The sequence below is a fragment of the Pectobacterium cacticida genome (assembly GCF_036885195.1).
Classification (GTDB): Bacteria; Pseudomonadota; Gammaproteobacteria; order Enterobacterales; family Enterobacteriaceae; genus Pectobacterium; species Pectobacterium cacticida.
The window spans coordinates 536,605-549,610 of the sequence record NZ_CP133656.1 but is presented as its reverse complement, the minus strand read 5'-3'; the positions used below and the strand labels follow the sequence as shown (position 1 = coordinate 549,610).

Here is a 13,006-nt window from a genome sequence, read left to right as displayed (position 1 = left end):
CAAAACGAGCGACCATCGTCAGATGACAATCCGAATGAGGTAAAGGGCTACCGGCTTTTTCAGATATTTCTTTTTTTGCCCCCCCAAGCGCGGTTCCACCGCTGACAAAATACCGCCATACCACACACGGCAAGCCTTCCCGTCCCCCGGCTCAAAGAGAGTAAATTTTAACCAAGCTCGATTTATCGACCAGCACGGAATTTCTTTGCTCTACATCAAATTTACAGCGATAAAAGCGCAAACACTCCTATGCAATTTCAATATATAGTGCCTATCCTATAAACACTACCCATATATTGTGTTTATCCACAACCTCATCCACAGCCTACGGTAACCCTTGTCGGTTACGGTTTTCGCCTGTGGATAACCTTTCCAGAGGAAGAAAACGTGAAACCAGTAGTGATTAAACGGGACGGTTGCCAGGTGCCTTTTGATGAAGTACGCATCAAAGAGGCGGTCGAACGCGCAGCACACGCAGCCGGTGTGAATGATGCGGATTACTGTGCAACGGTAGCCTGTGCGGTCGCTCAACAAATGCAGGATAAGTCGCGCGTGGATATCCGTGAAATTCAGGACGCGGTCGAAAACCTGCTCATGTCCGGCAAGTACAAGCAATTGGCGCGGACTTACATCGAATACCGTCATGACCGGGATATCGCCCGGGAACGCCACGGTCGGCTGAATCAGGAAATTCGCGGTTTGGTCGAGCAAAGCAATATGGCGCTGCTGAATGAAAACGCCAACAAAGACAGTAAAGTCATCCCGACCCAGCGCGACCTGTTGGCCGGTATTGTCGCCAAACATTATGCCAAACAATACATCCTGCCGCGTGATGTGGTGCTGGCGCATGAGCGCGGTGAGATCCACTATCACGATCTCGACTATTCGCCCTTTTTCCCGATGTTTAACTGCATGCTCATCGACCTGAATGGCATGCTGACCAACGGTTTCAAAATGGGCAATGCCGAGATTGAGCCGCCAAAGTCAATCTCCACCGCCACCGCCGTCACCGCCCAGATCATCGCGCAGGTAGCCAGCCATATTTATGGCGGCACCACCATAAACCGTATTGATGAAATTCTGGCGCCGTTTGTCACCGCCAGCCATGAGAAACACAAGGCTGTGGCCAAAGAGTGGCACATTCCCGATGCGGAAAATTATGCGCGCACCCGCACGGAAAAAGAGTGTTACGACGCTTTTCAGTCACTGGAATATGAAGTCAACACGCTGCACACCGCGAACGGCCAGACGCCGTTTGTCACTTTCGGCTTCGGACTTGGCACCAGCTGGGAATCCCGCCTGATCCAGGAGTCGATTCTGCGTAATCGCATCGCCGGGCTGGGTAAAAACCATAAAACGGCGGTCTTTCCGAAACTGGTGTTTGCGATTCGTGATGGCCTGAACCGCAAAGTGGGCGATCCCAATTACGATATCAAACAGCTGGCGCTGGAGTGTGCCAGCAAACGCATGTATCCCGATATTCTGAATTACGATCAGGTGGTGAGCGTCACGGGGTCATTCAAGACGCCCATGGGCTGCCGCAGCTTCCTCGGCGTTTATGAAGAAGACGGCCAACAGATTCACGATGGCCGCAACAACTTAGGTGTGATCAGCCTGAATTTGCCACGTATCGCGCTGGAAGCTAAAGGGAGTGAGGCGCGTTTCTGGGCGATACTCGACCAGCGTCTGGCTCTGGCCAAAAAAGCATTAATGACGCGCATTGCGCGACTGGAAAACGTCAAAGCGCGCGTTGCGCCTATTCTGTATATGGAAGGCGCCTGTGGCGTGCGCTTAAACGCGGACGATAACGTCGCGGATATTTTCAAAAATGGACGCGCCTCAATTTCTCTGGGTTATATCGGCCTGCATGAAACGATCAACGCCCTGTTTGGCAACCAAACACACGTGTTTGATGATGAGGCGCTGCGTGCTAAAGCCGTGTCCATCATCGCCCGCCTGAAAGCGGCCACCGAGCAGTGGAAAGATGAAACCGGTTATGGCTTCAGCCTTTACAGCACGCCGAGTGAAAATCTGTGCGACCGCTTCTGCCGTCTCGACACCGCGGAATTTGGCGTCGTACCTGGCGTCACGGATAAAGGGTATTACACCAACAGCTTCCACCTTGACGTGGAAAAGAAGGTTAACCCTTACCAGAAGATCGACTTCGAACAGCCCTATCCGCCGCTGGCTAACGGCGGGTTCATCTGCTACGGCGAATACCCGAATTTGCAACATAATCTTAAGGCGCTGGAAGACGTATGGGATTACAGCTACAGCCGCGTGCCTTATTACGGCACCAACACCCCGATCGATGAGTGCTACGAGTGCGGCTACACCGGGGAATTCGAATGCACCAGTAAAGGCTTTACCTGTCCGAAATGCGGCAACCACGACTCGGCGCGCGTTTCCGTTACGCGCCGCGTGTGCGGCTATCTCGGCAGCCCGGATGCCCGGCCGTTCAACGCCGGTAAGCAGGAAGAAGTTAAACGCCGGGTTAAACACCTGAGTAATGGGCAACTCGGCTAATCGTTTTCGGGCCGCCGCAATGCGGCCCGCCTTTCGCACCATCGTTAACCGAATGGCCGCATCACAAGATGGCTCTACCACATGAATTATCATCAATATTATCCCGTTGACGTCGTCAACGGCCCCGGCACCCGCTGCACGCTGTTTGTCGCTGGCTGCGTACATGAATGTGTCGGGTGTTATAACAAAAGCACCTGGCGGCTGAACTCCGGCCAGCCGTTCACGCCCGAACTGGAAGATCGCATCATCGCCGATCTTCAGGATACGGTGATTCCCCGACAAGGAATTTCGTTATCTGGCGGCGATCCGCTTCATCCTCAGAATGTGCCAGACATCCTGCGATTGGTCGAACGAATACGCGCGCAATGCCCCGACAAGGATATTTGGGTCTGGACGGGTTACGTGCTGGCGGAACTCACGCAGGAACAACGGCGGGTGGTCGATCGCATCAACGTGTTAGTCGATGGAAAATTTGTGCAGGATCTGAAGGATCCCGCACTGATTTGGCGCGGCAGCAGTAACCAGGTGATACACCATTTGCGCTGAATGATAAGAGCCGCCACAAGCGCTGGCGGTGTGCCTGTCTCACGGGATGCCCAGTCGCACACCGTTAATCATTTAAAAAATTATTCCTCGCCGTTCGCCCCGTCGCGCCGCCAATAGCGTTTCTTACCAAAGCCCAGCGCATTGTCCGTCATTTTTATTTCTGTCAGGTCGAGCCGCCAGATCGGCGCCTGCGATGTCCGAGCAATCGGGAAACGCGTGTTGTAACGCACTCTGGCTTGCTCTCCCTCCGCCCCGTCTAACTGCACTATCTGCCCCAGAAACTGCACGCCTTTAACCAGCATAACGCTCTTCGGCTGGCCGCTGACCGTGCCTGCAACCAGCGGCGCGCTCGCCATTATTGTGCCATGCCGTGTCTGCAATTCGGTCATCAGATAAAAGGCTACCTGCCGATCGTCATAAATATAGAAGCAACTCGCACACCATAATTCTGAAGACTCACCCACGCATAGCGTCAGTACATGCAATTTCTTCAGATAGCGAGAGATCGCCTCAAGATCGCGGTCGGTTTCTGTCAAAGCTTTCTGCATTATGCCGCCTTGTTGACTTTATGAACGATGAAATCCCCTCAACATCCCTGCTCCTAACGCCTAATAGCACCCTGGGGTCACGAATGATGATTGGCTTAGTATGCCACCAAGAGGGGGAGTACAACATGTTGTCATCCAATATTGGCACGTCATCCCCCCAATCGCGTTAGCCAGAAGCGCTATTTGGCCTGTTGATGCTGGGAAACACCTTTTGGGTGCAAGCAGTCTCCGCTATCAATCGGTTTATCCCCGCTCGCGCGGGGAACACCAAAACAATCGTAGTCGGAAACACTACTTGTTCGGTTTATCCCCGCTGGCGCGGGGAACACGAGGGTCGAAGGGAATGGATCTCGACGAGCACCGGTTTATCCCCGCTGGCGCGGGGAACACTCATGGTCGGGGACATTGCAGTGGGCGCCAGGCGGTTTATCCCCGCTGGCGCGGGGAACACAGTGCTGATAGCATGTAATCACATTCGACCTGCGGTTTATCCCCGCTGGCGCGGGGAACACTGCCGCAAATGCTGAAGCCTGCGGAATGATGCCGGTTTATCCCCGCTGGCGCGGGGAACACTAGTGATGGCGGATACCGATAACGAGCATGACCGGTTTATCCCCGCTGGCGCGGGGAACACTGAAATTCGCCCCAACGAACATCGTAGTTCCACGGTTTATCCCCGCTGGCGCGGGGAACACTAGTAGCCTCACTACTTGGTGATGAAATCGAACGGTTTATCCCCGCTGGCGCGGGGAACACCCATAAGTAGAAGATTACCCATGCCAATCATACGGTTTATCCCCGCTGGCGCGGGGAACACGCCTGATAACTCGACGTTACAGCGATGACATTGCGGTTTATCCCCGCTGGCGCGGGGAACACTCAATCTGAGCGCGAGATTCCTCGAAACCAGCCGGTTTATCCCCGCTGGCGCGGGGAACACTGCTCCTCTGATTTTGCAGAGCGCAATTTTACGCGGTTTATCCCCGCTGGCGCGGGGAACACATTGAAAGACTTATCGACAGGCTAAAAGAGTGCGGTTTATCCCCGCTGGCGCGGGGAACACCCGGAATCATTACGTTGCTGTCAGCGCCATATCGGTTTATCCCCGCTGGCGCGGGGAACACACGTCTTTGCGTCTGCTGGTCGTGGAGTCTGCCGGTTTATCCCCGCTGGCGCGGGGAACACCAACAGGTGTTTTTCAAATACAACCTGATGAACGGTTTATCCCCGCTGGCGCGGGGAACACAGAGTCTGCCCCTCTGCCGCCGTAAATTCGTACGGTTTATCCCCGCTGGCGCGGGGAACACTGTTGTCGCCGCTGTGGTTCGGTTTCATGCGTCGGTTTATCCCCGCTGGCGCGGGGAACACAGAATCAGGATGACCAGTTTACGGATGTTCTGCGGTTTATCCCCGCTGGCGCGGGGAACACACGAAAACGCTGAGAAGGCGCGGATCGCCGAACGGTTTATCCCCGCTGGCGCGGGGAACACGATTCATCATCAATCGAATACCAGTATCCGCACGGTTTATCCCCGCTGGCGCGGGGAACACTTCTGCAATGGCTCGCTCCGTTGGCCTCATGCCGGTTTATCCCCGCTGGCGCGGGGAACACGACCAGCGCGTTAACAACCGCTGTGCCGATTGCGGTTTATCCCCGCTGGCGCGGGGAACACGATTCATCATCAATCGAATACCAGTATCCGCACGGTTTATCCCCGCTGGCGCGGGGAACACACTGATGCTCTCAGCAGAGCTTCATAAATTATCGGTTTATCCCCGCTGGCGCGGGGAACACTATCTGTAAAAAACGGCGGATTGTTTGATCGGCGGTTTATCCCCGCTGGCGCGGGGAACACCCGTTTGATGAATTTCATAATTATCTCAAGCACGGTTTATCCCCGCTGGCGCGGGGAACACCTCTGTCGATTTTCATGATTACCTCTCAGTGACGGTTTATCCCCGCTGGCGCGGGGAACACCCGTTCAGCGTAAACGCGCCAGCCAGACATCGCGGTTTATCCCCGCTGGCGCGGGGAACACTCCTAACTTACCTGTTACTGATACCTTAGCGCCGGTTTATCCCCGCTGGCGCGGGGAACACGCCGCCATCCGGGTTCGGCATGCTGTATTTGACGGTTTATCCCCGCTGGCGCGGGGAACACATCATGTCGCCCGCGTAAGATGTTCTTAATAACGGTTTATCCCCGCTGGCGCGGGGAACACGCAACGTGCATGGCATCGCCGGGTTCCCCGCGCGGTTTATCCCCGCTGGCGCGGGGAACACTTAACCGATTTAACGGACTGAATCAGATCGGACGGTTTATCCCCGCTGGCGCGGGGAACACTTTTCCGTTACATCGAATTGCTGTCCATTTAGCGGTTTATCCCCGCTGGCGCGGGGAACACGAAATGGCAAGGTTTTCAAAGTTACGCGATAACGGTTTATCCCCGCTGGCGCGGGGAACACCATCCATTTCCTATGTGTATCCAGCGCCGGATCGGTTTATCCCCGCTGGCGCGGGGAACACGAACACTTCACGCCTTCCCTTGCAGCCGATTCCGGTTTATCCCCGCTGGCGCGGGGAACACCGACCAAATACCTCTCGAATCGGGTCACCCAACGGTTTATCCCCGCTGGCGCGGGGAACACGTAAAATCGCAGAAAATCTCGGGTGGGATTCGCGGTTTATCCCCGCTGGCGCGGGGAACACTACCAATGACCGATAAGCAAAAGCATCGCTACCGGTTTATCCCCGCTGGCGCGGGGAACACTTCGTGCCTCGATTGATGTTCGCGGACGCACGCGGTTTATCCCCGCTGGCGCGGGGAACACAGCCGCATAAGACTCCCCCCTAGACCTGGTTCGCGGTTTATCCCCGCTGGCGCGGGGAACACGGGGTGTCAGGCAGGTAAATAGACAATGACCGCGGTTTATCCCCGCTGGCGCGGGGAACACACGGGGGTAGCAGGCTCGACCTGAGCACCATGCGGTTTATCCCCGCTGGCGCGGGGAACACTTCTCGGCCAATTCTTCAGCGAGAATCCTGTTGCGGTTTATCCCCGCTGGCGCGGGGAACACTTTCTTAATAAATAATATAATAAATACATACACGGTTTATCCCCGCTGGCGCGGGGAACACATGAAGAGATTGCACTGATGAACCGCGTCAAGCGGTTTATCCCCGCTGGCGCGGGGAACACAATGATGAATCAGTGTTTTCCGCCCATGACTGCGGTTTATCCCCGCTGGCGCGGGGAACACGCACGTGGCAACGCACTCTGGGCAAACTATCCCGGTTTATCCCCGCTGGCGCGGGGAACACACGCCACAGGCAAATCGCGGCAAACGTGCCACCGGTTTATCCCCGCTGGCGCGGGGAACACAACCAATCCGCGACCCACGGCATCCCGTCCAACGGTTTATCCCCGCTGGCGCGGGGAACACACTGCGCAGTGCCCGCTACTGCCCACGCAATGCGGTTTATCCCCGCTGGCGCGGGGAACACCAATCTAATGACCCAGCAGATGGTGGGCTATTCGGTTTATCCCCGCTGGCGCGGGGAACACCCGGAACAGTCGGGGGACTATAAACCGGACCGCGGTTTATCCCCGCTGGCGCGGGGAACACATCGGGTTTAATCCGCCGTAATGATTACGGTACGGTTTATCCCCGCTGGCGCGGGGAACACTTTCTCACCAGAGTTTTTAATTTTGTCGCCGACGGTTTATCCCCGCTGGCGCGGGGAACACCGCCAGGCCACGACTGCGGTCGGTTTCCACGTCGGTTTATCCCCGCTGGCGCGGGGAACACATCGCAGTACGCATCGACGGGGGTTTTGCCCGCGGTTTATCCCCGCTGGCGCGGGGAACACGCGGTGACGCCTGTTGTTGATCGGGGCCTGGTCGGTTTATCCCCGCTGGCGCGGGGAACACCTGTGGGTTCTATACAGATGAAAGATAACCATCGGTTTATCCCCGCTGGCGCGGGGAACACAGCTTGCGCAGGGCGGCATTAACTAAATCACCCGGTTTATCCCCGCTGGCGCGGGGAACACCGTCAGAACATAGTGATAGTTGAACCCCCATCCGGTTTATCCCCGCTGGCGCGGGGAACACTGAGGTGTCCACCGTCATTCGCAACGCGCTGGCGGTTTATCCCCGCTGGCGCGGGGAACACGCTCGCACTGGTTCAAATGATAATTATTCTCACGGTTTATCCCCGCTGGCGCGGGGAACACCAACGCTGCACGCCCGGTTTTATTGCGTGTCACGGTTTATCCCCGCTGGCGCGGGGAACACAAGAGCCTATCGCCAAGATGCGAGCCATGACGCGGTTTATCCCCGCTGGCGCGGGGAACACTCCTGGGCGAATATAGATAATATCAGCATCGCCGGTTTATCCCCGCTGGCGCGGGGAACACTATATTTGAGTGTCCGAACCGTCGTCATAGGCCGGTTTATCCCCGCTGGCGCGGGGAACACCGAAGGTCATATCATCCGGCACTACAGGCAGTGCGGTTTATCCCCGCTGGCGCGGGGAACACGGCGGGGTCGCCATATGCGGTTTTCCAGTCTGCGGTTTATCCCCGCTGGCGCGGGGAACACTGACTACTGCGGGCCTCCCAAAATCGGTTGCCCGGTTTATCCCCGCTGGCGCGGGGAACACTCCATTTAGTTTTTACGTAACTGGCTCTGGTGCGGTTTATCCCCGCTGGCGCGGGGAACACATTTGCTGTTGTGTCAATCGATGCCCGCTAACCGGTTTATCCCCGCTGGCGCGGGGAACACGTTCAAGGCGTTTTTTCTGTGCGTCATTCAGGCGGTTTATCCCCGCTGGCGCGGGGAACACTTGCCGATGTCTGAGCCGTGGTAACCCGTTCTCGGTTTATCCCCGCTGGCGCGGGGAACACCACAGGTTCGGCACTGCGCATCTGTGCGCCCCCGGTTTATCCCCGCTGGCGCGGGGAACACTCGTCATTTGAGGGTGATACTCGTGACGCGACCGGTTTATCCCCGCTGGCGCGGGGAACACAAATCACTACGCGCGCACTGCGCATCTGTGCGCGGTTTATCCCCGCTGGCGCGGGGAACACTATTTCGAAGATGAGGCGATCAGTGATGGTATCGGTTTATCCCCGCTGGCGCGGGGAACACCACCATACACTGCGCCATGCGTCGCCCGGCAACGGTTTATCCCCGCTGGCGCGGGGAACACTGAACCTATTCAACGAACCACTCCAAATGTAACGGTTTATCCCCGCTGGCGCGGGGAACACCGTCTGACGGTACGTCTGAAGAAGGTGAGTTGCGGTTTATCCCCGCTGGCGCGGGGAACACACGTTAAAAACCCTTCGCGATAATTACCAATGCGGTTTATCCCCGCTGGCGCGGGGAACACGCAAAATTCTTCAATACATCGGTTGATCACATCCGGTTTATCCCCGCTGGCGCGGGGAACACGGCTTTTCCGTGAACACTGCGGCATTCAATACCGGTTTATCCCCGCTGGCGCGGGGAACACTGGCGTGGCCTCATCCGGCACTACAGGTAGTGCGGTTTATCCCCGCTGGCGCGGGGAACACATGTAATTGATCACATACAGATCAAGCTAGACCGGTTTATCCCCGCTGGCGCGGGGAACACTGCGCCGCGCGGGATTTCCAAAACTGGGAGCGCGGTTTATCCCCGCTGGCGCGGGGAACACTTTTTCAGCATACCCAGATGTTGAGCAACCATCGGTTTATCCCCGCTGGCGCGGGGAACACCGCCACACCAAATATGGAGCGCTTCAATCATTCGGTTTATCCCCGCTGGCGCGGGGAACACAGGCAACCTTCCGCGCACAGCAAAAAGACAATCGGTTTATCCCCGCTGGCGCGGGGAACACGCCGCAGCCTGCCAAACATAGTATGCCGAGTCCGGTTTATCCCCGCTGGCGCGGGGAACACGATGTGGTTAAGGCGCGCGTCAACCTCCAAATCGGTTTATCCCCGCTGGCGCGGGGAACACTGCTTGGCAACTCAACCAATAGCGCCACCCTGCGGTTTATCCCCGCTGGCGCGGGGAACACAGGTAGGAGAAAATAGTGAAACAGGTCTATCACGGTTTATCCCCGCTGGCGCGGGGAACACCTGCTGATGGTCGTATTCCTGAACGCTCATTCCGGTTTATCCCCGCTGGCGCGGGGAACACCGGCGTTTAGCCATAACACGATCCTGAATCTCCGGTTTATCCCCGCTGGCGCGGGGAACACTCATAAAAAAGCCCGCAGCGATTATCAGCGGGCGGTTTATCCCCGCTGGCGCGGGGAACACGTCTACCAGCCAAGCAAGCGGGCGCTCGCGCACGGTTTATCCCCGCTGGCGCGGGGAACACTCTGAAGTTGGTTACCAGGTTTACTACGCATCCCGGTTTATCCCCGCTGGCGCGGGGAACACAGCCACGCGTTAGGCTCGTCGGTGTAGATCAACGGTTTATCCCCGCTGGCGCGGGGAACACCGTCTTTGCGTCTGCTGGTCGTGGAGTCTGCCCGGTTTATCCCCGCTGGCGCGGGGAACACAATTCGTACTTCTCCGGCGCGCCCTGATCCGGCGGTTTATCCCCGCTGGCGCGGGGAACACTCGTAGTAATATTGGTTCTGCTCCTGGGCTATCGGTTTATCCCCGCTGGCGCGGGGAACACTCTAAAAGTAGAGCGTTGTTTTATAATACTTTTTTCGATATGAAGATTTCCACCAATTATTTCATTTTGTTAAAGAACACTAACTTATTGATTTTCAATAGGTGAAAAAGAGACTAACCGCAGCCCATCCAGATCTACCGGCATTCGCCGATTTTCACCCCAGGTTTGAAATTCAAAACCTGATTCGGTGTTCGTCGCCCAAGCCATAACTATGTTGCCCTGCTCCGCCAGTTCGATAATCTGTTGCCAAATCATCTCTCTAACTCGACGCGAAGTATCACCAACATAGACCCCTGCGCGCACCTCCAGCAACCATACCGCCAGTCGGCCCCGTAAACGTGGGGGAATATTTTCCGTCACCACCACCAACATGCTCATTATCCGCGCCCCCGATGACCACTATCGCCAAACGGCGTCGGTTCTGGGATCGCAGGCGGCTGGGCATCATCCGGCGGTAGCGGCGGCGTAATCCCGCCCGCGGATAAAACGTCCTCAATTAAGGGGATCAATTTACTTAGCGTTTTCTGGCTGCGGAAAATATCACGACAGGCAAGCCGTACTTCACGATCGGGTTCAGCAGGATTGCGCGCGGCAATTTCAAAGGCTTTCGCGACCACGCCCTCGAATTTGATGATATCGGCAATATCGTAGACAAAGGAAAGTGGCTTACCACTGTGGACAAACCCGATTGCAGGCGCATAGCCCGCCGCCAGCACCGCGGCTTCCGTAATGCCATACAAACAGGATGTCGCCGCGCTAATACACTGGTTGACCTTATCGCCTCGTGCCCAATCTTTCGGATCATAGCGACGCCCATTCCATTTCACCCCGTACTGCTGCGCCAATAGCGTATAGGTTTGGCGCACGCGAGCCCCCTCAATCCCTCTTAGCTGTTCGACCGATCGACGGCTTGGCGCCGGTTCGCCAAAGCGCAGTTCAAACATTTTACGTACGACTTTCAGGCGTAGTTCCTCATCCAGAGCCAGTTTGGCCTGATAAAGCAACTTGTCCGACCGCGCGCCGCCGGGTTGCCCTGACGCATACAGTCGGACGCCCGCTTCACCAACCCACACCAGTAACGTACCAACGGTCGCGGCCAATCGCACCGCCGCGTGAGAAACCCGTGTGCCCGGCTCCAGCATAATACAGGCCACCGATCCTACGGGAATGTGCGTTCTCACCCCCGTTTTATCTACCAGCACAAACGCACCATCGATGACATCAATCTGCCCATATTGCAGAAAAATCAGTGAAACCCGATCCTTAAGCGGGATCGGATTGAGTGGAACATACATGATTAACACTCCTTGTCACTGAGCACACTACACCCGTTTCAGCAATATTAGGCCGCATCCCAGTGCTTTGCTTTTACCTAACCCCAGTTGGACTGCCAGCGCAAAACGTTCAGCGTCCGTAATGCGAAGCACGCCATCATAATCCACACTGCTGAACATAATTGCCGCTGGCTGGCCCGGCTTAACCAAGCGATGACGGCGATACCCATCGACCCGCCCCGACACGATCGCAAAGCCCGCATTTTCCCCCTGGCGTACCAGCCAGTCATACGCGCGCTGTTGCTGATGCCGCCATAATGCCTCGCCGGATAATCCGTCGGTTCGCGCCTGGTAACGTGCATCCATTAGCACATCGCTCCGCTTGCCGTCCCGCGTGACCACCGGATTAGCGCGCAGGGAAAACGCCAGCGTCATCCCCTCATGCCACTGCGGTTGGTACGGTTTAGTTTCCACCCGAAATAGATTATGTTCAGCCCGTGGCGCCCGTTCAGAAAGGAGATAAAACAGGCTTTGTATCCCCTGATCTTCTTCACGAAACAGAAACGATCGCTGTAGTTGATCGGGAAACAGTTGCCAAAGCCATTGATGACTGGCATAGCCGCCAGCCTGGCGCCGTTTTTCCGCCATCGCCTGCGGCAGCGCCTTAACGTCCAGCGTTATTCTGGAAAAATACATTATCCCTCCCCCTTCGCTCGCCCGACATATTGTACGCGAGAGGTGAACTGCCAACGGCGTCGATCGGCGGGCTGATCGTTGCGCTCAACGCGGTAGTGCGGCGTTAGCCCCGTGCCGCTTTCCTGTTCCCAGTAGCACACACCTTCAGCACACCCGATCGAACGCAAGGCGGGATCGTTCAGGGCGGGGGTTTGGCTTGCCTGCCGCCAGACCTCTGCCAAGTCGCCAGAAAAGAGATGTGGGGCCAACGGCAGCGCGGGCGGGCAGCTTTTACGCCCGAAATAAAGCGTAAATACCGGTGATTGCAGTGCGTCACGCAATGCCGTAAGCGAATAAGGCGCGCCCGGCGTGGCGCTAATCGCGATATGGTAATAGGCATCACAGCGATATTCGCGTGAAGTCAGCATCGTTTCCAGCGCTTGCCCGGCCTCCGGCCGCAGCTCGTCACGCCGGGTATAGCGTGGGACTTTACGGTTTTCTTTCGGCATCTGCACCGTGTGGTAGTCCGTTAGCCAGGTTTCACGATCGGACAAGGGCCGCACGGCGATATGATAATGCTGGTTGAACACGGCCAGCCTGGCGCTATCGTCACGTCGGATGCCTAACGCCGCCGCCAGCAGGCCCAACAAGGCCGAACGGCTTGGCACCATCGAGGTATGGCGCACTTCGCCAACCGCCGCTTCGCCCCAGGACACCAGCGGGGCATAGATCTGAAAAACCAGATAGTGATCCATCT

Annotated in this window: 7 protein-coding genes and 1 CRISPR repeat array; of the genes, 2 read left to right on the top strand and 5 right to left on the bottom strand. The window is 56.7% G+C overall.

Going from position 1 to position 13,006, the window contains the following annotated elements; translation table 11 throughout:
- Window positions 1–387 precede the first annotated feature (387 nt).
- Entirely contained in the window at window positions 388–2,526 is a 2,139-nt protein-coding gene (gene nrdD / locus RFN81_RS02560; protein WP_264497653.1) for an anaerobic ribonucleoside-triphosphate reductase, read from the top strand.
- Window positions 2,527–2,607: 81 nt separating this feature from the next.
- Window positions 2,608–3,072, top strand: coding sequence for an anaerobic ribonucleoside-triphosphate reductase-activating protein (gene nrdG, locus RFN81_RS02555; RefSeq protein WP_264497652.1), 465 nt, complete (start codon window positions 2,608–2,610; stop codon window positions 3,070–3,072).
- An 80-nt stretch (window positions 3,073–3,152) separates the two neighbouring features.
- On the opposite strand, the gene RFN81_RS02550 is transcribed toward nrdG, so the two are convergent.
- From RFN81_RS02550 to cas5e, 5 genes are all read right to left on the bottom strand, one after another.
- Complete coding sequence (locus RFN81_RS02550; RefSeq protein ID WP_264497651.1) at window positions 3,153–3,620, bottom strand: YhbP family protein; 468 nt, start codon at window positions 3,618–3,620, stop codon at window positions 3,153–3,155.
- 239 nt (window positions 3,621–3,859) lie between these two features.
- Window positions 3,860–10,300: a CRISPR direct-repeat array (repeat unit 29 nt; unit sequence CGGTTTATCCCCGCTGGCGCGGGGAACAC).
- A gap of 84 nt (window positions 10,301–10,384) precedes the next feature.
- A complete protein-coding gene (cas2e, locus tag RFN81_RS02545; protein ID WP_264497650.1) occupies window positions 10,385–10,678 on the bottom strand; it encodes a type I-E CRISPR-associated endoribonuclease Cas2e in 294 nt (97 codons plus the stop codon).
- Window positions 10,678–11,598: a type I-E CRISPR-associated endonuclease Cas1e gene (gene cas1e / locus RFN81_RS02540; RefSeq protein ID WP_264498855.1), complete on the bottom strand. Its 921-nt coding sequence runs from the start codon at window positions 11,596–11,598 to the stop codon at window positions 10,678–10,680. Before cas1e ends, cas2e begins: the two co-directional genes overlap by 1 nt.
- 24 nt (window positions 11,599–11,622) lie before the next feature.
- Entirely contained in the window at window positions 11,623–12,270 is a 648-nt protein-coding gene (gene cas6e / locus RFN81_RS02535; RefSeq protein ID WP_264497649.1) for a type I-E CRISPR-associated protein Cas6/Cse3/CasE, read from the bottom strand.
- Window positions 12,270–13,004, bottom strand: coding sequence for a type I-E CRISPR-associated protein Cas5/CasD (gene cas5e, locus RFN81_RS02530; RefSeq protein WP_264497648.1), 735 nt, complete (start codon window positions 13,002–13,004; stop codon window positions 12,270–12,272). Before cas5e ends, cas6e begins: the two co-directional genes overlap by 1 nt.
- Between the last annotated feature and the right edge of the window lie 2 nt (window positions 13,005–13,006).

Coding starts and splice junctions, on each gene's coding strand:
- nrdG (WP_264497652.1), top strand. CDS start 2,608: ATGAATTATCATCAATATTATCCCGTTGACGTCGTCAACGGCCCCGGC.
- RFN81_RS02550 (WP_264497651.1), bottom strand. CDS start 3,620: ATGCAGAAAGCTTTGACAGAAACCGACCGCGATCTTGAGGCGATCTCT.
- cas2e (WP_264497650.1), bottom strand. CDS start 10,678: ATGAGCATGTTGGTGGTGGTGACGGAAAATATTCCCCCACGTTTACGG.
- cas6e (WP_264497649.1), bottom strand. CDS start 12,270: ATGTATTTTTCCAGAATAACGCTGGACGTTAAGGCGCTGCCGCAGGCG.
- cas5e (WP_264497648.1), bottom strand. CDS start 13,004: ATGGATCACTATCTGGTTTTTCAGATCTATGCCCCGCTGGTGTCCTGG.